The 21,813-nt window shown below is 52.1% G+C and carries 17 protein-coding genes; 9 read left to right on the forward strand and 8 right to left on the reverse strand.

The genetic code is table 11. From position 1 onward, the window contains the following. Positions 1-17 precede the first annotated feature (17 nt). Positions 18-428 carry a hypothetical protein gene (locus HG66A1_RS29265; RefSeq protein ID WP_145192711.1) on the reverse strand — a complete coding sequence of 137 codons (411 nt, stop codon included), beginning with the start codon at positions 426-428 and terminating at the stop codon, positions 18-20. A gap of 123 nt (positions 429-551) precedes the next feature. After that, complete coding sequence (locus HG66A1_RS29270) at positions 552-1,571, reverse strand: DUF1559 domain-containing protein (RefSeq protein WP_145192713.1); 1,020 nt, start codon at positions 1,569-1,571, stop codon at positions 552-554. A gap of 675 nt (positions 1,572-2,246) precedes the next feature. Here HG66A1_RS29270 and HG66A1_RS29275 point away from each other — a divergent pair. After that, positions 2,247-2,996: a DUF1080 domain-containing protein gene (locus HG66A1_RS29275; RefSeq protein ID WP_409999489.1), complete on the forward strand. Its 750-nt coding sequence runs from the start codon at positions 2,247-2,249 to the stop codon at positions 2,994-2,996. Between the two features lie 5 nt (positions 2,997-3,001). Here HG66A1_RS29275 and HG66A1_RS29280 read toward each other — a convergent pair whose 3' ends face one another. Then, positions 3,002-4,576, reverse strand: coding sequence for an alkaline phosphatase D family protein (locus HG66A1_RS29280; protein ID WP_232106702.1), 1,575 nt, complete (start codon positions 4,574-4,576; stop codon positions 3,002-3,004). 228 nt (positions 4,577-4,804) lie between these two features. Between HG66A1_RS29280 and HG66A1_RS29285 the strand changes: the two genes are divergently transcribed. Further along, on the forward strand, positions 4,805-5,590 hold the full coding sequence (locus HG66A1_RS29285) for an SGNH/GDSL hydrolase family protein (RefSeq protein WP_145192717.1): 786 nt from the start codon (positions 4,805-4,807) through the stop codon (positions 5,588-5,590). Positions 5,591-5,624: 34 nt separating this feature from the next. Here HG66A1_RS29285 and HG66A1_RS29290 read toward each other — a convergent pair whose 3' ends face one another. Beyond that, positions 5,625-6,929 carry a polysaccharide pyruvyl transferase family protein gene (locus HG66A1_RS29290; RefSeq protein ID WP_145192719.1) on the reverse strand — a complete coding sequence of 435 codons (1,305 nt, stop codon included), beginning with the start codon at positions 6,927-6,929 and terminating at the stop codon, positions 5,625-5,627. A gap of 309 nt (positions 6,930-7,238) precedes the next feature. Between HG66A1_RS29290 and HG66A1_RS29295 the strand changes: the two genes are divergently transcribed. After that, positions 7,239-8,273, forward strand: a complete 1,035-nt coding sequence (locus HG66A1_RS29295; protein WP_145192721.1) for a hypothetical protein — start codon at positions 7,239-7,241, stop codon at positions 8,271-8,273. Positions 8,274-8,332: 59 nt separating this feature from the next. Here the strand turns inward: HG66A1_RS29295 and HG66A1_RS29300 are convergent, their stop codons facing one another. From HG66A1_RS29300 to HG66A1_RS29315, 4 genes are all read right to left on the reverse strand, one after another. After that, positions 8,333-11,428 (reverse strand): sigma 54-interacting transcriptional regulator, encoded by a 3,096-nt coding sequence (locus HG66A1_RS29300; RefSeq protein WP_145192722.1) that lies wholly within the window; start codon positions 11,426-11,428, stop codon positions 8,333-8,335. Between the two features lie 589 nt (positions 11,429-12,017). After that, on the reverse strand, positions 12,018-12,779 hold the full coding sequence (locus HG66A1_RS29305) for a class I SAM-dependent methyltransferase (protein ID WP_145192724.1): 762 nt from the start codon (positions 12,777-12,779) through the stop codon (positions 12,018-12,020). 96 nt (positions 12,780-12,875) lie between these two features. Continuing rightward, on the reverse strand, positions 12,876-14,000 hold the full coding sequence (locus HG66A1_RS29310; protein ID WP_197996860.1) for an alpha/beta hydrolase: 1,125 nt from the start codon (positions 13,998-14,000) through the stop codon (positions 12,876-12,878). 208 nt (positions 14,001-14,208) lie between these two features. Beyond that, positions 14,209-14,985 (reverse strand): CPBP family intramembrane glutamic endopeptidase, encoded by a 777-nt coding sequence (locus HG66A1_RS29315; RefSeq protein WP_145192728.1) that lies wholly within the window; start codon positions 14,983-14,985, stop codon positions 14,209-14,211. A 209-nt stretch (positions 14,986-15,194) separates the two neighbouring features. Between HG66A1_RS29315 and trpC the strand changes: the two genes are divergently transcribed. The 6 genes from trpC to HG66A1_RS29345 all read left to right on the forward strand — a co-directional run bounded on the left by trpC (position 15,195) and on the right by HG66A1_RS29345 (position 21,778). Continuing rightward, on the forward strand, positions 15,195-15,986 hold the full coding sequence (gene trpC / locus HG66A1_RS29320) for an indole-3-glycerol phosphate synthase TrpC (RefSeq protein ID WP_145192730.1): 792 nt from the start codon (positions 15,195-15,197) through the stop codon (positions 15,984-15,986). 55 nt (positions 15,987-16,041) lie between these two features. Next, positions 16,042-16,653, forward strand: coding sequence for a phosphoesterase (locus HG66A1_RS29325; protein WP_145192732.1), 612 nt, complete (start codon positions 16,042-16,044; stop codon positions 16,651-16,653). 171 nt (positions 16,654-16,824) lie between these two features. Next, positions 16,825-17,496: a type III secretion system chaperone gene (locus HG66A1_RS29330; protein ID WP_145192734.1), complete on the forward strand. Its 672-nt coding sequence runs from the start codon at positions 16,825-16,827 to the stop codon at positions 17,494-17,496. Between the two features lie 196 nt (positions 17,497-17,692). Beyond that, positions 17,693-18,724 (forward strand): zinc-dependent alcohol dehydrogenase family protein, encoded by a 1,032-nt coding sequence (locus HG66A1_RS29335; protein ID WP_145192736.1) that lies wholly within the window; start codon positions 17,693-17,695, stop codon positions 18,722-18,724. 11 nt (positions 18,725-18,735) lie between these two features. Continuing rightward, positions 18,736-19,893, forward strand: coding sequence for a proton-conducting transporter membrane subunit (locus HG66A1_RS29340; protein ID WP_145192738.1), 1,158 nt, complete (start codon positions 18,736-18,738; stop codon positions 19,891-19,893). 793 nt (positions 19,894-20,686) lie between these two features. Then, positions 20,687-21,778 carry a sugar kinase gene (locus HG66A1_RS29345; RefSeq protein ID WP_261344701.1) on the forward strand — a complete coding sequence of 364 codons (1,092 nt, stop codon included), beginning with the start codon at positions 20,687-20,689 and terminating at the stop codon, positions 21,776-21,778. Positions 21,779-21,813: the final 35 nt, after the last annotated feature.

The following is a 21,813-nucleotide window of genomic DNA, read 5'->3' on the forward strand; positions in this document are numbered from 1 at the left end:
ATCGCGAGTTGTGACTACTATTTCAGATCGAATGTAAATTCATTCGTACCAGCTTTGACGTCAGCCTTGAGTGGACTTTCCTGCAGAGTCCGATACTGTTTGGGAATGTTCGGATACTCTTTTTTAGGGATCGGGTTATCCGGAGTTCCTTCGGGGGGAGTCACGGAGACAGAATAATTTCCCAGCACGACTTCCTGCAGTTCGACCTGCCCGGATTCGTTCAGGGTGCCCATAGCACCTTCGCCTTTGCCGGACATCATCAGCCGCACGTCTCCCTCTGTCACGGGGGAACCGTTGTGGGTAATGGTAATTGTGACTTCGGCTGTTTTTTTACCTTCTTCCGCGCCACCACATCCAGTCAGAGTGGTCACGACAGACAGCAGCATGACAGCCAGGAACGCTTTCGGCATCTCAAAACGCTGTAACATAATTTCAATTGATCCTGTTATATAAACCAGTTTGAGTCAGCAAGAGGAAAGCCCCCGATCCGGATGACCGAGGGCTTTCGAATTGTATCGCGGGTCAGCATTCAAGTCTTCCTGAACGGTTGACTAGAATTCGCCCAGGACCTGGCCATCCTTCTTGGAACAGAGATTTGCCAGGGTTCCGAAATCGAGGTTATCCGAAACAAAGCGGACAGCACCATCAGCCAGCAGCACGTGTGTACCACCGGTATGGTAAGAACCCAGAATGGTGTTCGCACCATAGGTCCGATACGCTTCACTGCCGGCACTGGTATTCCAGAAACTGTTCACAGAATACATGACGGTCGTCGTTCCCGATCCCCAGACGTTAGAACCGTTGGACCAGGAAGTCACTTTAGAGGAAGGACCGATACCACTCCAGCCGCCATAGTAATTCGAACGGCTGTCCTGGTTGTTGACCTGACCGGACTGTTCGCCGACGATGACTGTGTTGGAGGTTCCATCCTTGATATCACGGATGCGGAAGCTTTCATTAGGAGCCAGCAGACCGTTATTACAGAACGTTCCGTTTCCATAACCGGCTCCGGCGGCAGAACAGGTACTGGTCGTTCCGGAGGGATCCGGTGTCGCACCGGCGATCCCGACGTAGTCCATGGTCTGTCCCAGGTCGTAGTTGTTCTTCACGTTCGCACTATCGTTAGCATTGTTCCCATGAGGACTGGAAGGGCAGTTGTAGACAGGAACGCGTAAGGTCTTCAGCACTTCGTTGGAACCTGCGCCGGAACCATAACCGTACGATCCGCCACTGTTCTGCGAAGCGAAGCCACCGACAGTGGTGCTTACTTCAAAGTTCATCTGGTTGTAAGCGGGAGCCTGATCCAGGAAGGGCAGCAGAGGTACACGCCAGTTCGGGCGGTAGTAAGGGCTCTGCTCACCAATAGGGAAGCGCAGATAGGCATCGTGGTAGTTGTGCAATGCCAGCCCGATCTGCTTCAGGTTGTTTTTACACGTACTGCGACGTGCTGCTTCACGTGCCTGCTGCACAGCGGGCAGAAGAAGCGCGATTAAGATAGCAATAATGGCAATCACAACCAATAACTCGATCAGTGTGAAACCACGTTTGCGTACATTGTGCCTGCAAAACATAAAAGTTTCCTTTAGAAATAAATGGAGATATAACTACAAAGACGTAGAGAACAGTTCTTTCATTAAGCATCAAAAACAGATGAGGCAGGACTCATGGGCAGGATCACACGAGTTTCTCAACTCAATTGTGAGGTAGCTGTGGAAGGACATCAGCACTCAAACCTGTGTCAGTCGTTTTTAGACGATCGACGAAGCTCCTGAAACTAACATAAACACTCTGCAATGATAATAAACAAACGATTGACATGTAAAGTAAGCGAATTTTATGCCAAACATCGCCAAGGCTGACTTCCTGCTCAAAATTAGATGTTGAACTATGTCGTCAACCGGCTGACTGTGGAGAACACACTTCGGATCGCTCTAATTTTTACAAGTCGAAATTGATTGAGAAATCACTCTTTAGATTTGATTTCCCCTCGCGGATCGCTCACTATGAATCTAACCCGCAGGAGACGGCGAGAGTGCCCCTTTTATTAATATTTTTTAAATATTCTGCTCAGAAAATAGATCGTATCAATCATTCTTTGCGCAGTAAAATGGCACTCTGATACAAAATCGGCTTGAAACATCATTGGAAAAACCTGTCCCCTGCTACCGAAACATCAAGCATAATCCACACGACTGTCATAAAAGGGAACCACAATGCGCTACACTTCTCTGGTCATTTGTCTGTCTATGTGTTTGACCACGCCTCTTACAGTATCGACCGCTCAGGCAGATGTGGGGGTCTCCGCCCCGGCTCCTGCAGATGCAGAAATCCTGCTGGATGGCAGTCGCGAAATGCTCGACCAGAAATGGACCTACTGGAAAGGTCCCCGCTTCGGTTCCTCGCTTCCCATCAAATGGAAAGTCGTGGAAGACCCGATCGACAAAGGTACGGTTATCCAGTCAGATGATCCGGCTGCAGCCGGGGGAAAATTCGGCGCGGCGGACATTGTCACCAAACAGAAATACGGCGACTTCCGTCTGCATGTTGAATTTCTGGTGATGAAACCAGGTGGTAACAGCGGCGTCTATCTGCAGAATCGCTATGAAATCCAGATTCTGGACGGCGACAAAACCAAACATGGAATGGGAGCCGTGATCAACAAAACCGAGTCTCCCTACCATGCTTACAATGGCACCGGCAAATGGAACGCTTACGACGTCACCTTTCGAGCCGCTCGCTTCAAAGATGGCAAGCTGGTTGAGAAGCCGCTGGTCACGGTCTACTTCAACGGTAAGAAAGTACACGAGAATGTCACGATCGACAAAGTCTGGGGCGGCGCGAATTCCGGCCTGGACGGTGGCAATGACAACGGCTTCGGCATCACCGACCGACCGGGTGGAATCAAGCTGCAGTGCGAAGGACACGACGTTCGTTTTCGAAACGTCTGGATCAAACCACTGGACTTGAAAACTGCCGACACGAACTTCCAGGAGTAACGTGTCTACTTCTTGGGTGGAATGTCATGCTGGTAGAGCAGCTTTCCTTTCTCGTCGTGAAACAGAAAGGAAAGCGTCGCCGGCTGCTCTTTGCCGGCGGGCGTGACCTTCACCTCCAGAAATCCGCCCGAACGCGGATCCTGATAGTAAGGCTGTTTGATTTCCCCCTTGGCATCGGTCGACTTGGGATCGCCGGGCTTGCGGCCCAGGCGAGAGTTTGCATCGACCAGGGCGCCCGAGGAAAACTCTTCGAAACCGCTGGGATCGACCGAGTGATACTGCCAGTGTCGATCGCCACAGACGATGAAGAAATTCTGCTGATCCAGGCCGTTCTCCTTGAGCCACTTGAAGAAATCATCCCGCTCATGACGAAAGCCGCCGATATCACAATGGTTGTCGGTTTTACGGAGATCATCGGGACCGATCATCGGCGTGGGTGAAATCAGCAGTTTATAAGTCGCGTCGCTCTCTTTGAGCGTCTTCTGCAACCAGGCTCTCTGCTCCTTCCCCCAGATCGATTTTTCGGGACCATCTTCCATCGCATTCGGGCTGCGGTACATCCGGTTTTCCGGCAGCCAGATTTGCAGATCTTTGCTCACCCGATGTGTACGATACGTCTTCGCATCCTTGTCCCCCATAGGAGCCACCGGCAGTTGTTCGAGCATCATGTCCCGCCCTTCCTGGGGAGTCGGGTGATGATCGCCTGTATTGTCGCCATCGTCGATACGATAATCGTGGTCGTCAATTTCCCAGTATGTCGGCACCTCCGCGAACAGGTCGCGATAGCGGGGCTGAATGAACTGCTCGTGCCACTTCTGTCGCATTTCAGGAATTGTTTTCGCACGGGGATTGTCGGGAGTGTCGTAGTAGACGTTATCCCCGGTGCCGACGAAGAACAACGGCTTGAGCTTCAGAATTGTCTCCAGTGCCGGATACCCCAGGTGTTTATCGGGACCGGAATACGGCTGCGGAAGATTGGTGTTGTTCTCGATCAGATGCTGTTTTTTATCGATCCGGTCATCGCCATGAAATTTCGCATAATTCATGCCGGTTACTACTACGAACTTTACCGGTTCTGCCAGCGTCGGGCCGGGCAGAGTTTCAAAGTGAGCCACCGGTCCAGCATGTAGATGCTCGGCAGTCTTGCCAATCTCTGTTTTACATTCGTATTTCGTTCCGGGAGCCAGCCCGGTGAAAACAGCCCGGGCGATAAAATCATGATCGGGAACCGCTTCAACTGTCTGGGGATTGTCTTTGATTTCCGCTCCCCCTTTAGCAGCGACGGGGTTCAGGGTAAAGCGGACAACGCCCGACGTCCCTTTCACATCCCGGTCAACCAACTTGTCAGTCTCTGTCAGACGCACTTGCACCAGTGCGCTGTCTGGAGTGAGTTCTCCCACCATAACGCCCATCCCGGCCAGCGGTCCTCCCTTGTGCGCTTCTGCATGCTGATCGCCTGCCTGCTGTTCATCGGGAATCGGAGCCGCTTCCCCCTGCTCGACTACCGGCGCCGGTGTCGTAGGTTTGGATTGTTCACAACCGAAAACAAATAACAGACAGCACAGACAGTAGAATTTCATGTTGAGCACTCCCTTGAAGAACAGTTCTGGATGTGAGAGGAAAATATATTCTATTGCTTAATCGCGCCGGTCCCAACTCAAAACGGCACAGAATTACCGCATTCTGTATTCACCTGTTGTTTTTGGAAAAACAGTTCAGAATCAACTTGCCGTCTCTGAATGTCTTTCTGCACAATGGAAGTCACAACCGATCAACTCCCATGAATCTTTTATATCGAGAAACACACTATGAAAACGCTCAAACTGCTTCCGCTGCTGCTGCTCTGCCTGATCACCTTCTCACAGTCGGCCCTGGCCGAACAGGATGCCAAAGAAGCCTGGCAGAAACTGGTTCGCTCTCCTCGCTTCAATAAGCGACCTGCGTTCCAGTACGTCAAAAACAATCCTCAACTGCCGAATGTCCTGCTCTATGGAGATTCCATTTCCATCGCTTATACCGATGCCACTCGCGAGGCCCTCAAAGGTAAAGCCAACGTCTACCGTCTGTACTGCAACGGAGGCGATTCCTCTTCATTTATTCAGAAGATGAAAACGATGCACGCCACCATGCAAAAAGACGACCTCACCGATCCCTGGAAATTTGACTGGGACGTGATTCACTTCAACGTCGGACTACACGACCTGAAATACATGAATGGCAAAAAACTGGACCGGGTGAACGGCACCCAGGCGATTTCCCCCGCTGACTACGAAAAGAACCTGCGGGCCATCATCGCTTACCTCGAACAGCTGGCCCCCAAAGCCAAACTGATTTTCGCAACGACTACGCCCGTGCCCGAAGGAGAGCCGGGGCGGATCGCCGGTGACGCAGCGAAGTACAACCAGATCGCATTGAAGGTCCTCAAGGACTATCCCGAAATTGCCGTCGATGACCTGTATACTTTCACAAAACCACAGCATGCCCAGTGGTGGACCAAACCGGGCAATGTGCACTTCAATACCGCCGGTGCCACCGCACAGGGGAAAGAGGTGGCCCGGGTCATCGAACAGCAACTCAAACCGAAACAGGATTAAGCAATCCTGCCGGTCTCAAAGGGATCCAGGTGATCTATTGCTGATCCAGGATCTCTTTGATCTCCCCCATCATTTCCTTCGATCGTGTATTCACTGTGTGCATGGCCCGGTCCACCTTGGACTGGGACAGCGCCGGCTTGGCATCGATTTTCAACAGGGCCCGGGTAATCTGTGAAGCGGGTTCATTGTCGATATCGAACAGCCATTCCGACAAACCAATATCGCGGAACATCCAGCGTTTGAGACCGTGGCGGGCACTCGCCAGATGCATGACCGGCGTTCCCATCGACAATGCGATGATACAGGAATGCGGCTCCATAGAGACAACGGCGATCGCCTGGGCATACACGGAAGCGGCTTCATCTACGTTCCAGAAGGGGTCGCGATTGACCACGTAAGGCTTCACATCTTCGGGAAGCTGATCGAGAATCATCTTCTGAGCATGGATAATTTCCTTATCCACTTCAGGCGCCAGCAGCACTTTTTTCTTCGTCGTGCGAACCCAGTCGGTGATGACCGCCCGCAGCTTTTTCGTCCAGAGTTCGTTCTGTGCGATGTCTTCCTTTGTCGGCTGGGTGGGGTTCATCACGGTCCCCTTTGTCGCTTTCAGCTTAGGCGTATTGCTGCGGAGTGTGACGGTGATAAATTCTTTCGGTTTCAAATCGTGAGCTTTGAGCCAGGCATTCGCTTTTTTATCATCACGAACATCGATACCAAAACAGCCATCCGGACCGAAGGCGAGGGAAGGTGAAGTCACGCCGATCTTCCGCAGGTAATAAAACGATTCCACGTCGCGGGTGTAAATGGCAGCCGCCCGGGAGAGCAGTTCGCTCATCTTAGCTTCATCTTCCGGTGCGAAGCCGTCGAAAGACTGTCCATACAGCACCAGCGGTTTATTGGTCGCCGTGCAGGCTTCAATGATGTAAATCGGCGGTGGCCAGAACTGGTTGAAGTGCATACCGGAGTTGTAGAGAAACAGGTCGCTCTCATCGAAGGCTTTCTGCATCTCAGGATTATTGGCTTTACCGCGTGCATTCATTTTCCCCTGCACGATATTCACCTTGGGAAACCGCTGTTTGAGCATCGCGGTGACTTCATCGGTGGTCCGATGCAACCAAAGATTGACTTTCACGTCAGGCAGATACTCTTCCAGGTAACGCAGAGTACCCGGCGTATGTCCAATGTCCCCGATGTTGACCGTCTGCCAGCCGGATCGCATGAAAATGGTTTTCTGTTTTGAATCATTCTCACCAGCTTCCAGTGCGGAAAGGGAAAACAGAGGGAGTGTTGCCAGCAGGATCAGCAGGCTTCGACGAGAGATTAAATCAGCAAAAGTCACGGGTGAGTTTCCTCCGGGCGAGTCAGTACAAAGTCGTTTTTGAGGCTGTCAATCAGACGCAAGTCTTCATCTTAACTGCTGTATAGAGCAGATAAAATCGGCTCCCGATTATTTAAGTTTCTTTTTTTGGGGTTCCGGAACTGTCTGTTATGCAAATACATAAAAAATGACTGGTTATGAATTTGCCCATCTCGGCAGCAATTGGAATCCAGACAAATACTACTGAACTGTTGATAACAAGCCTGCTGTGCGGTATGTTGAATTGATTCCAATCGAAGCGCACCCCAGATTGAAGCGGGAGAACTGAGTGTGTTTGAAATCGAACCATCCAGATTTCTAAAGCAAAGTGCCAGACTGCTGTACTGGTGGCGGTTGAGCAGGATGATGGTCGCTGAAAAGCCTGACCCCCGCGTGTTCAAGACGGCAGAATCCTTTCTGTCGGATACTGCGAAAGAGGCCTACGAAAATCTGCTCAAGCAAGGCAAACCCGTCTGGGGGAGTCTGGTCCAGGCGAATTCCATGATCTTTGAATGGGGCCAGCATAACCTGCCTGCTTCCTATATTTACTCTCCGGAAGACTACTTTGGGGACAACCCGAACCACCTGCTGGAAATTTCCAACCGCATCTTCGCATTAAAAGGAACGCAGACGGGTGATGCCGCCCTGGATGCCCTGGCGAATCGGATTACCGACGAGCGGAAGGACAGTTTTTCCTACCCGGTTCCCTACCAGGTCACCGATGGCCATGAAGTTTACCTGACTTCGGTCATGCTCTTCCGCGAGTCTCTGCCAGAGGGTCGACTGACATCACGTCTGCTGCCTCTACTGGTAGACCCGCCCAACAACGGCCTCGCGCTCCCCTTGCCACTCATGTTCTGGTCGAAGAAAATGATCGGGTATCTGGGACCTGGCATCCGGGGGCAAATCAAAGAGGAAATCTGGAAAACGATCTGGCAGACGGAGGTCAGCCCCCCTGAGTTTCAGCCTGCACTGGGAGGCGATCGAGAGATCCGTGATGATGAGATCGACTGGCTGATTGAAACACCACCTATCAAAATCTCAGCGACAGCGCACCACGTTCTCAGAGATCACCTGCTCAGCGCAGGCCATCTGGCCATCGGCGCCATTTTGGTCTTTAAAGAGGAAGACGAAATCGGACTGTCACTGATGAAGCGGGGCGACAACGAACCCTGTGCGAAATTCATGCTCGAAGATGTAATGTACTGTTTCCCTTCCGGACAGTTTAATGAGCGAGAAGGGGTGAAAATCGATTATCAAAACGGCCCCTTCCAACGGGGGATGATCTTCGAAGAGATCTTCGCGGAAGCCCCGACCTTTCATTGACGCGTGAAAGTGCAACAACTGTTTTTTGAGAGAAGAATGCAACGCAAGCGGGACCGGAATCAGCCAATACCGTATTTTTTCAACTTACTGTAATACGTGCTGCGGGGCATACCCAGCATGCGGGCAGCCTGGGCTTTATTGCCATCACATTCCGCCAGCGCCTGCTTGAGTTGTTCCGGCTCGGAAAGCTGACGATCCGCCTGGCTCTCTGTGCCCGGGAAAGAAATCACCTCCACATCAGATAACGGGATACGTCTCGATGGCTCAGTCCGGACCTGTTTGGTTTCGATAACCCGCACCGGCATCCGTCTGTTCCCACTGACGAGATCTGCAGGCAGATCTTTCAAAGTGATGACTTCTTCTTCTGCCAGCACGACCGCGCGCTCAATTACGTTCTCCAGCTGTCTGATATTACCCGGCCAGTCAGCACGCTCCAGCGCTTCGATGGCATCGGTGTCGATATGTGAAATGCGTTTTCCCAGACGATGTGCGGTGCGTTTCAGGAAGTAGAATGCCAGTTCGAAAATGTCATCCCGTCGTTCGCGAAGCGGAGGCAGAGTGATGCTGATCACATTCAGACGATAGTATAAATCCTCACGGAACAGTCCCTCGGCAATTCGCTGTTCGAGGTTCTGGTGCGTCGCGGTAATCAGCCGCACATCCACGTGCAGTGTTTCCGATCCCCCCACCCGTTCGAAGGCACGCTCCTGCAGAACCCGCAGCAGCTTGACCTGGGTATCGAGTGAAATATCTCCGATTTCATCGAGGAACAGAGTCCCCCCATTCGCCATTTCAAATCGGCCGACACGGTCTTCATGTGCGCCGGTAAATGCGCCTTTTACATGGCCGAACAGTTCACTTTCCAGCAGACTGGGAGACAAAGCCGCACAGTTCACCCGCACCAGCGGCTTCTCGTGACGCGAACTGTTTTCATGAACCGCCTGCGCCAGGAGTTCTTTCCCTGTACCGCTCTCGCCACGAATCAGAACCGTTGATTCCGAATTGGCGACCTTACGCACGGTCTCCATCACCTGCCGGATCGCCGGGCTGTTCCCCTTGATCAACCCTCGCTGCACAGCATGCGGTTCACTCCGCTCGGCAATTTCCTGCGAACTGGTTAATTCCGACTGCAACACAGAGACCAGCCGTCGTTGATCGTCGATCTTTTCTACCTTGATCCGCATCTCTTCATTGAGACGCCTGAGGTCCTGATGAATCTTGGTACTGTGCAGGGCGATGCTGGTGATCTGCCCCATGGCGTTCAGGAACGTCAAGTCCTCCGCAGAATAGGCACTGCCGGCAGTTCGCTGTCCCAGGGCCACGAAACCGGCAAACTCTCCATCCAACTCAAGATTGTAAATGAAGTCGAAGCCTAACAGCCGCAGCAGTTGCTGAGCGGGGGATGCCTCTTTCAACAGACCTGTCGCGACCCGCTGGAAGGCAAGCTCTCCTTCAAGAACTTCCAGCAGTTCCGCATTACAGGGAACCGTCGAAGGAGAATTTTCAATGTGAAACCCGGTTAACAGATCGAACTGTGTATGCTCTGGATTCAACAGGTAGATGGCTGCACTTTTAACCTGGAGCACTTCGCGGCAGGAGGTGAGCATGCGGTCGGCAATCGAACGCTGATCCCCCAGGCGACCGACGGCGCGATTCATGCGCTTCAGCGCTTTATCGAGCTGGTATTTCTGACGGAAGAAACGCCGGTCGATGAGCCGCTGCACACGATCACGCGACCAGAGCAACAGTGAGATCGCAAACAGCATTACCAGAAAGACGGAGATCGCCTGATTGGTGCTCGGCGTACGATTCAGCTGCGTACCATAAAGCGACCCCAGTGAAATCACGGTCGCATACAGAATCGAGATGCCCGCACTGACGACGTAGAACAGCATCCCGCGGCTGATGATCTGATCGATCAGCATCAACCGGTAGCGAATGATGCCCACAACGAATGCAGCCATGAAGGAGACACTGGCCAGGAACATCGGGATCCCAGCCCCCCCCAAGGCGAACTGGGTCCGGTTAAATTCCGCCAGATAAAGTGAGTACCCCACGGGAATAATCGAAATCAAACCTGCTAAGGCAATCCACTTCAGTTGATTCCGCTCATAAGGGTTCTGGCTTTTGAAGTAATTATTGAGCAGCGCGCCCAGTGTCATCAGATAATAGATACCAGCCACACTGATATAACTGTAAACAGCCCAGCGCAGGACCGAAACCACCTGAAACACGAGCGGGGAATAATCCTGATTGGCCAGTTCCACGGAACCATCGCTGATGTGTGAAGTCAGACGCAGATAAATCAGACAGGCCAGGATCAGGGTGCAGGTCGCGACGGGCACAGAATAAATGGCACGCAGCAGACCAATGGGATATTGGGACAACCAGGGGATCGATCGTGGATACGTAATAAAGAAGTGGAGCGTTATCGCAGGTACCAGAACGGCCGCCAGGACAAACGGAATATTCAGCGCCAGGGCACCGGCGATAATCCACCAGTTATAACCACCGATAAAAGCGACGAGGGTGATGATCCCCATCACAAAGAAGATTCGTGTAGTCCGGTCGAAGGGTCGCATCCAGTAGGCAAAAGCCCCGATCGCCAGAATGATTAGTTCCAGCGAAAACCAGAGCAATGAAATCGCGACATCACCCGACGGAATCGCCTGAATCTGAACCCATGCCGACTTCAGTGTATAGGTCGGTGGACCATCGGCGTTATCAGTCCGGCTATAAAACTCGACATTGATAAACCGGTTGCCCTCCATCTCCACCATATAGGGCACATCATGTTCCGTGGGATCGGCCTGCGGACGAAGATGACCGCCGGGGGGGAGCTTCATGTCGCGCAGCTTGCTGAGAACCTGAGAGAAGTCGAGGAACGTCCGAATCGGATACTCGCCGATCTTCGTGAGAATGTCACCCGGTTTCGGAGGCGAAAAGGCCCCTTCCTTCTTGATGCTGGGAGTCGCCTTGATTTCGATCCCGTCAGGTCCCTCTTCCCCTGTCTCAGACTGGACGCTATCCAGCATCGCCCGCAGACGCAGGTCTGGGCTGGTTGTAACGAAGCCTAATACGATCACACTATAAACGACAGCCAGAATACCGCCGGTGAAGAGAATCGCGCGTTCTTTGAATCCATGCTTTTTCATTTTGAGCGATTTCCAACAAGGGTGCGCCGGTCAGACATCAATGTCGATACATGTGTCGAACCAGTTTTTAGCGCCGAAATGTTCGGCGCTGAATGAAATCTGCTGACAACAATAGAGCATTTCGGCGCCGAAATTTCAAGTCTGGGTGTCGAAACCTGATAAAATAGAGGTTTTACAATCCCTCATCCCACTCAAAATAGACAAAAATGAAGCGCCATCCAAGAATTCACTCCAGTTTTCGTACTTTTTTGACGGTATTTTCGATATTCCTCTAATACAGCGTACTTTTGGCATGTCATCTGCAATAAAGATTATTCAGAAAGTTGTTCGGCAACCGTGAAACGGAGTTTCTGGTTCTTCTGAACCCGGTTTTGCCTTCAGCTTTCTGAACCCAGCCTGGCCCTTAAGAAGGAATCTGGTCTGGACGGACATTATCCAGAAGGTCCCCCTGATTTGCGAGTTCTGACCCAGCAAGCTCATCAGTTTCTGTGAAGTGTATAATCTACGATATCCCGTCCACAATTCACCGCCTTCTTAAGGGCTTTCTTTATGCGCCGCGCAACACTCCCATCGGCGTTTATTTTCCCGATCAGGCAAACTGCCCCAGATACACATTAGTATCGTATTCAAACCGCACCCTGCCCGCTGTCTGATGATCTTCGAAGATTACATTCAGCTGATGCAGCATTTCGTCGTACCCGGCATCTCCCTGATTGGGACAGTAAGACGATGAAAGCACTCGCCCCGTCAACGCAGGCAGATCGAAAATCTGTTCATTCTGAAATGTAAATTTGCTGAATGAGTCCGGAGCAAAAAAGTGGGCGAAATCATCGTCCGTAATCCGGGTGTGATTCACATCCTGGTAATCGGTGGCATACTCGAGCAGCAAAGCTTCGTAAGCCCGCAGAAAGGGCGTTGTATCAGTTCTGCGTTCATTCCAGATCAGAGCTCCCCAGCCTCCCGGCTTCAGAATCCGCTGGAACTCCTGCCTGGCGCGCGACTGATCAAACCAGTGAAAGGCCTGACCTGCGACGACAATGTCAAACTTTCCTGTCGGCAGACTGGTCTCTTCTGCCGTTCCATTAATACTGTGAAAGTTCTGATAAGTCCCGAGCAGTCGTTCCGCCGCCGACCGCATCTCGGCATTCGGCTCCACACCATAAACGGTATTATGGTGCTCCAGGAAAAGTTGAGAGGAAATCCCTGTACCGGATCCGATGTCGGCAATCAGAGATTCGGACGTAAGACCGCAGTGTGTCTTCAAGCAGTCCAGAACCGCTTCGGGGTAACTCGGTCGGTATTTAACATAATTATCAACGCGATCAGAGAAGCGACTGGTACTGTCTTTCATGATACAGGCTCCGGCACTCGACAGGCTTTGTCTCTACATTGCTTTCACAACTGGTCATCAAGCTGACATACCTGATTATACCCGAACCCAATTCCGTCACAGACTGGCAGATCTGACTTTTTTGATTTCCGGCGGCTCTTTGTCAAATGCCCAGTACTGGTGCCCCTGGAATTCCCTGGAGACCAGCCATTTGCGCTGGGTTGCGGAACTGTTCTGCTTCAACACAGCAAACAGATCGCTCAAGACGGCCCGATTACTGCCATAATAAGAATGGCTCATGAAACTGGTGTCGACCGCGGACACATCAATGGTCTCGACGCCTTTCATAATTAAAGGCTCTCGGGAGTCACCTGCCCTGCGTTCCTGATTGACTGCTTCTGAAGCCACCAGCGCCACATCCCCCGACCCGGAATAGAGGGTGACACGCCCAGACTGTTCAATAATCGCGGGTGCCAGCTTTCGGAATTCGCTCACGCCCACATCGGGTGCCGCCAGCACTACATTCTGGAAGGGCTTGGTTTCCGCAAAATTATCGGGCAGGCGATTCATGGCCCGCATCACAACACGGTTCCCCATGCTGTGCACTACAATATTGATTTTTGTTCCCTGGGGGACTGATTTAACCATTGTTTCCAGGAACTGTGCCATCGGCTCTACACTGGCCTGGGCAACCTGACCATCCAGCAGATACTTCTCGACGCCACCCTGCGAAGGCCAGCTGTAACAGACCACTGCTCCATTAAAGGGCAGTTCATTAGCAATTTGTGCCGCCCGCTGCACCGCGCTTGGGAAATTGACATTAAACCCGTGTACGAACAACAGCACATCTTTCTGAGGAGACTTAGCAATCAGCGTGTTCAATTCCTCAAAGAAGTTCACCTCGGGGACCGCGGAGAGACTGTTGATCTCAACCTGTCCATCCGGTGCCGGCGATCCCTGCCAGATGGTCTGGATCACTTTTGATTTCAGATCGCTGTGATTCTTACGTGAAATCTGCACCTCACTGGATCCATACTGCAGACTCCGGTCAAATTCATTGGCGTAGCCGATCTTTCCCTCTGGATTCCGTTCCTGGGACCGGTTCGTCGCATACAGAACTTTCCAGTTGGTGTATTCATCGGTCTGCCGGGCCGCAACCGGATCTTTGAGAGACTCTGCATACGAGTCTACCAGCTGTTGTGAGAGCGCACCGGTCACTTTGCCTGTGTAAACCAGATCCATTTTGGATTTCATGGTCGCACAGGAGAGACAAAGACACGCGCATAGACAGAAACAGGCTCCGGAACGGAGTAGTGGGGTTTTCATTTCGGAGATCTCCGAAAGGGAAGGGAGGTTTGAGAGAGAGGCGGGGAGCTTAGCGAATTTCCTCAATCAGGTGAACCCCAAAACACCTGTCCACATAACTGCCCCCAATTAGGCTCAAAACTCCTTAACCTGGCAGCTCATCACCGGCCAGAGCAAGGGCGAAATTAATCGCATTAAACAGCGCATGCATAAACACATTGGCAATGTAACTTCGTCGGTAGTAATAGAGTACCCCCAGCAGAAACGCGAGCGGAAACAGAGGAATCGAGTCCGGAAACCCATGCACCAGGCTGAAAATCAGTGAGCTGACGATGATCGCCCGCAACGGACTCAGAAAGCCCTCCAGCCAGCTCTGTAACAGTACACGATAGAGGAGTTCTTCAAACAGGGGGGCCACCACGATCGCTGACAGAAAAACCCAGCCAATCGTGACCACACCCGGAGCGGACCGCAATAACTGTAACAGTGGGTGCAGTGTTTCCTCCGAACGGAAAGGATGTGTGGCCACCAGCAGCAGAATCACGGGCAGCGGGGCCAGCAGAAACCCAAGTGCACCGTCCCGCAGCTGCGTGGGGATCTGATCCAGCCGAAATCCGAGTTGCCCCAACGACTTCCAACTGACCATCGTCAGAATCAGCAGCAGGATTCCCGTCAGTGCGAGTAAAATCAAACAGGACTGGATGATCTGGTTCAGCTCCAGCGGCGCAGGCGGTGGTGGGTTCAGCGATGCAACCACCTGATAGCAAATCCAGAGCAACGCCAGCAGAACAGGTGGCGACAACTCGGATGTGGTCCGCTCGGGATTCAACTCGAACACCGGCGTCAGACTTTGCGCTTTAATAATGAGAAACCAATAACGGATGCTCACCAGGGTCAGCAGCAAGAGTAAAAATTGTAACACGATGGGAACCAACGGGGAGCTCCTGGTTCGCTGGAATTCAATGACATCAGGGGAGTTATGAGACCATCGTGGTGATCCCCGATCGGAATTACAAGTGGAATCATGATCGCTTTCCTCGACTCTGTGGTACTTCCGCGTCCGGGGAGTTATGCTACGGAGACAGAATCGACAATCAGTGCCCCTGCAACCATAGGTAGCCAGATAAATCCGTGAGTAACATTCTCGAAGAAATCATTCAACACAAACAGGGCGAAGTCAGCCAGGCTAAAATTCGCGTGCCCGCTGCAGCGCTGGTCGATCAGCTGTCGACGGCCCCTCCCATACGTGATTTTGTCGCATCCCTCCGAAACCACGGCTCTGTGGGAATGATCGCTGAGGTAAAAAAAGCCTCTCCCTCTGCCGGAATCATTCGGGATGATTTTCATCCGGTTGAAATTGCACAGACCTATGAACGGTTCGGAGCAGCCTGTCTGAGTGTCTTGACCGACGAGAACTATTTCCAGGGGCACCTCGATTACCTCAAGGCGGTTCGTGCTGCCGTCACGATTCCCGTCATGCGAAAAGAGTTCATCATCGATCGCTACCAGATCCTGGAAGCGCGCGTCGCAGGCGCGGATTGCGTCCTCTTGATCGCCGAGTGCCTGGATGATACACAGCTGCATGATCTGTATGGCTATGCTCTGGAACTGGGTATGCAGGCTCTGGTCGAAATCTATGAGCCCGATAACCTCGATCGGGTCCTGAAACTCAACCCACCCATGCTGGGGATCAACAACCGCAACCTGAAAACATTCGTCACCAGCCTGGATCACTCCATTGAACTCAGCCCCCGTCTGCCGGAAGACTGCCTGCTGATCAGTGAGAGTGGCATTCGGAACCGCGACGACGTCCTGCGACTGCAGGAGGCCGGCGTGCGAGGCATTCTGGTAGGCGAAACACTCATGCGCTCACCGGAAATTGGCGACAAAGTCTGCGAACTGCTGGGGCGCTCAGCTTCCTGACGCATCGAATTTTCAATCAACGTCAACCTGTTCACATAGCATAGAAGGATCAGCGATGTCAGATACCGAACAACAAGTGGAACACGTCATGGTCGTCCCCACACTCCTTTTCCACGAGGTCGGTCATTTTCAGGGATTCAACGATCAGGTCGAACCGTATATGAAAACCCTCTTCGACCCGAATTACATCAGCTTTCGCCCCCGCGACACGGTTGAGGAAGATCCCAGCTTCAAACAGCTGATTCCCTACTGCATTTTCCGGCACGAAGGGAAGATCTTCTACTATACCCGTGGCTCCAAAGGGGGAGAATCGCGTCTGCACAGCAAGCGGTCGATTGGCATCGGCGGTCATATTTCACTCGAAGACGACGCCAAAGCCGGTTCCACCTACCGCGAGGGGATGCAGCGGGAACTGGACGAAGAAGTCTCCATGGATACCGCCTTCACGGAACACTGTGTCGGACTGATTAATGACGACGAAACCGAGGTCGGAAAGGTCCACTTGGGAATAGTTCACATTTTTGACCTGGAGTTGCCCAAAGTTCTACCCCGTGAAGAGTCGATTATAGAGACAGGGTTTGACTCACCGGAAAAACTGTTACAAGAGTTAGATCAGTTCGAAACATGGTCACAGATCTGCCTCAAAGGCCTATTTGATCTAAATTAACTCAATTCGGCAGAATCTGCCGCTGAGAGCCATGCTTCCGACCCAGGGATGACGAAATCATCCCTGACTGTCTCAGGCAACGCCAGACAGTCGCCGGTCAGCCTGCAGATGGAACGCAGGTAGACAAGCGTAAACACAAGAGCAATGAAGTGACAAAGGAGTGTCTTCAAAATGAAAATCACGTTACGCGGATGGATCGTCGTGGGCTGTTTTCTGGCTGTGTTATCGGCCATGGCAATTCTGGGTGTGGGTGCTCACGCGCAGCAACCTGCTGCCTCTAGTGCACCCGATGAAAAAGCCAGCGGAGAAAAGCTCCCCGGCCAGATCTCAGAAGATCAGCTGGGCAACCTGCTGAAAGCCATGGGTCTGCAAGTTACCAAAACCAAGAAACGCTACGACTTTCAGTTCAAAGCCAATCAGAACAAAGAAGAATGGGAACTCTCCATGTCTGCTGTTCTGAGTGAAAATGGCGAATGGGTCTGGGTCATGGCCTGGCTGGATCCGCTGCCCCGCAGTGCTGCCGATGTTCCCCGGACCGCCATGTTGCGTCTGCTGTCTGACAACGACCGCATGGGCAACGGCAAATTCTTTGCTTACATCTCCAGCAACCGTCGGTTTGTTCTGCAGCGGGTAATCCCCAACCAGCACATGACCACCAAAAAATTCCATGAAATTCTGAGCGACCTGGGCAGCAGCGTCGTGCAGTACTATCCTCACTGGTCAACTGACAACTGGAAGCGTTCCAGCACGCCAGAACCACAGGGTACCGCACAGAAACCCGCCGCACAGCCTACACAGTCGGCTTCAGGGGTTTCTAAATTCAACGCAACCCGTCAGAACTAATCATTCTGCATCAGCTGTCATTCAGGTTGATTCAATTTTGAAGATCCGCAGCAATCCTTGTCACACTGTCCGTGACAAGGATTGTTTTTGTTCGGACCGATTTCCGATCGCGCGCTGCGACACTGCTTGATCGGATTGAGTTTGACCTGTTAAACTTTCTCTGCAGTGATATTTTCTGATAGTGAAAGAACAGTCCATGCGCGTGATTCGCTTTGAGCAATTTGGAGAACCGGCTGACGTCCTGAAAGTCTGTGAGTCGGAAGAACCGGTTGCCCGAGCGGGAGAAGTACTGGTCCGCATGCTGGCCAGTCCCGTCAATCCCTCTGACCTGCTCAACATCAGAGGCGGCTATTCCACGCGCCCTGCCCTGCCCGCTGTGCCGGGCTTTGAAGGAGTCGGCATCGTAGAGGCCAGCGGCGGTGGCTTACGGGGAAGTATCCTCAAAGGCAAGCGGGTCGTTGTCCTGAATCGCCAGACAGGAAACTGGGCGGACAAGGTGGCCGTTTCTAGCCAGTTCGTGATTCCTGTCTCCGGGAAACTGACTGTAGACCAGGCGGCGACTTTTTTTGTCAATCCGGCCACCGCCTATGTCCTGGTCAAACAGGTACTCAAGATTCCTGCAGGAGAGTGGCTGATCCAGACGGCAGCCGCATCCGCAGTCGGCAGAATGATCATTCGACTCGGACAGCTCGAAGGATTCAAAACACTCAACGTGGTTCGTCGCCAGGAACAGGCTGCGGAATTAAAAGCACTGGGAGCGCAACATGTCATTGTGTTTAATTCGGCACACGATGATGAGCGGATTCTAATAGACCAGATCAGAAAACTGACCGGGAAACAGAATCTCCGTTATGCCATTGATCCAGTGGGAGGCAAAACCGCTTCAGCCCTGGTCAAAGTTCTGGGTGAACGTTCCCGACTGATTGTCTTCGGCTCACTGGACGACGCGCCGTTAAACTTCTTCTCGCGTGACCTGATTCGTACGGGAGCCAGTATCGAAGGATTCTGGCTCGCACGACATATGGAGCGTCTTTCGCTCCCCGCTAAGATCAGGCTTGTCTCAAAATTGACCGGATTGATCCGACAGGGAGTCCTGTCCACCGAAATCAGTGCCCGCTATCCTCTGGATCAAATCGTAGAAGCCGTTGGGGAAGCCGAACGTCAGGGGACTTCTGGAAAAGTTCTGCTCACAATGCCCGCCGCCGATGGAAGTACTCCACATGATTGATCTCAGTCCGCATGCTCAATGATCTTCTTTTTTTAGCACTTGGGTTTGAGCTCATTCTGCTGTGCAACAGCGGTTTGACGCTCGCGCAAATACCTCAGCTCAACCGCCCTCTGGCTGCACAGTTGATGCTGAAATCATCGTTGCCTTTAACGCTGATACTGCTCTCGGGCATCCTCCTGTTGATCGCAGTGGTTGACTCCACGCGACTCACAGACATCCATAGCTACCTGAATACAATCTCTCCCAGAACGGGCGCGTCAGGCAATCACTCACTGCCAGCACTGGGAATTCTGTTGACGTTACTCGGCTGTGTCTTCCGCATGGGAGCGATTCCGATTCACTTTCGACAACAGGAACTCAGAGCCGAAATTCCCTGCTGGATTTCCACCACAACCTTACTGATCCCCCTCACCGCGGGCCTCAGTTTTCTGATCTTGATCGGTTCACAAATCGGCGTTGTTGAGTCTGCTTTGCTGGAACAGATTTTTTACTATTGTGCCCTGATCACACTGATCGTCTCTTCCGGGCTCCTGCTCGTCGAAAAACAATTGCGAGGTTTATTCGACCTGCTTCTCATCCAGACCACAGGCGTCTTTCTGGCTCTGTTGTCTGCTGTCTGCTGGAGGTGGAGACATGCTTCAGAGAATCCGGAGTCAGGCTCGATTCTGCAGGCGATCCAGGAATATGCACCAGAGCTCTTGTTCTCTTATCTCACTCTGGCAGGTCTGGCATTTCTGATTGATGCACTCGCACAGCAGGGCACAAAGATTCGCACGCCAGAACAATTGAGGGGGCTGTTTGCCGATCAGCGTCTGGCCGGTATCGCTGCGGTACTGCTGCTGCTAACCCTGGCCGGATTTCCTGCGCTGGCGGTGTTCCGACTGAAATGGCAGACCTTGATCTTGCTGCTCGAAATCCATCAGCCCTCTATGACAGGCACAATGGCCACTCTGCATGTCGGCTATCTGGGACTGGCGGTCGTTGTTGCCATCTCTTCCGCGTTGTCTGCCTTTGTCTGTATCAGGTTACTGATCCAGGTCTGTCTGGCGCAGCCGCTGACGAGGCACAGACAGCGGTCACATCGTGGCATGCTCATCGCCTGCTATTGTTGTCTCATTGGGTCTTTAATCTTCAGCGTGAAGGTAATGCTGAATATTCAGGGGGGATAACAGACGATAAAGATGTCTGTTTAATTAAAGATGTCTGTTTAATTGTTGTCCGAGTCAACTTTGTAGACAAAGACATGTCCACAGTGAGGACACTCGACAGAACAACCCAGACGCCGGGACTGAAATTCCATTGATGTCAGTCTGCCCGATTCGTTCATTCCATATTTGAATTCAATTTTCTGGTCGCAGTCCGGGCAGACCACTTCCGTTTCCTTTGGCTCCATTTGCTCGCTTTCCAGGGTTCAACATCTGATTTAAAGGAGCAATCTATTTTTGCCCGGTGAGCATGTCAAAACGAACGATGCAGCTGAGATCAAATAATTGCCCAGATCAGGCGAAAGCCTCCTTATGAATCAGGAGTCGCGGATGCAATGGGATTTTTGTCCAGATGTTTTGACGCTTCAAAGATAGGACAAACTTGTACAAAAACAGCGGGGCGGCAGTTCCATGCAGGCAACCCCGTCCATCTCCATCTCTGTCCCTGAACGGGCTAGACGAAACTGCCGCCACCTGTATTCTGTGTATTGTTCAAGTCTGATTCATGAAATGATTCTAAATCAGGGGTGTGACAACTGTTTGGCACACCATGGCATATTTTCAAGAATAAATCAAGAATCATCTTTCGTCCTCAGAAGTCATTTCAGGGATTCGCCTCAGATGCTCCCGATAATCGATTCGCCGCAGACACACTTCGTTTCTTATGCCAAGCTGGAATGATTTGATCAGGCAGGGTAAGCTGAACGACGTGTATTTTTCCCCGTCAGAATATTACAAATCAACGCAAAGGTGTGCCGTGCGAGTCGTTACTTTAGGTGAGGTCATGTTGAGGTTGGCGCCTCAAAATCATTTGCGGGTCAGGCAGTCCATCCCCGGCCTTCTGGAATCAACCTTTGGTGGCGGTGAACTGAATGTCGCCATCTCCGTCGCTTTCCAGGGAGGGACATCTGCTTTTGCCACCACCTCCCCGGACAATCCAATTACGGATGCCCTCGTACAGGAGATGCAGAAACTGGGCGTCGATTCCAGCCTGATCCACCGGACGTCTCAAGGGCGGTTCGGGATCTACTTTGTGGAAACGGGAGCCAACCAGCGTGGAGGCACTGTCACCTATGATCGTGAATTCAGCTCCATTGCCCAGGCTACAGAAGAAACATTTGACTGGGACCGGGTCTTTGAAGGAGCAACCTGGTTTCATATCACTGGAATTACACCCGCCATCAGTGAATCAGCGGCTCGTCTCACTGAAAGAGCCTTACAGGAAGCCCGCAAACGGAACATCACCGTCTCCTGTGATCTCAACTTTCGCAAAAAACTCTGGAACTGGAAACCAGGTGTGGCCCCGGCTGAACTGGCCAGGACCACTATGCAGTCGCTGGCTCCCTTGATTGATGTGATCATCGCGAATGAAGAAGACGCAGATCTCTCGCTGGGGATCAGGGCTCCGGAAACCGATGTGGAATCCGGCTCACTCAACATCGAAGGTTATATTGCCGTTGCGAAAGAGATCACGACTCAATACCCCAATGTCAAACAGGTCGCGATTACTCTGCGGGAAAGTATCTCTGCCAGCCACAATAACTGGGGAGCCATGCTCTACGATCAAAGTCAACAGCGGGCTGAGTTTGCTCCCTGTGATACAGAGGGAAATTATTCCAGCTATGAGATCCGAAATATTGTCGATCGCGTCGGAGCCGGCGACTCATTCGCGGGTGCACTGATCTTTGCGTTGAACACACCGGAACTGTCTGCACCGGAAACCGCCATTCGCTATGCAGTCGCCGCGAGTTGCCTGAAACACAGCATTCAAGGTGATTTTAATTATTCGACACGATCGGAAATTGAAGCCTTAATGCGCGGCGGTGGATCGGGACGCGTACAGCGTTAAGGGCCTGATTTATAAACTCGAAGGTTACAGAGGAG

Source organism: Gimesia chilikensis (assembly GCF_007744075.1).
Classification (GTDB): Bacteria; Planctomycetota; Planctomycetia; order Planctomycetales; family Planctomycetaceae; genus Gimesia; species Gimesia chilikensis_A.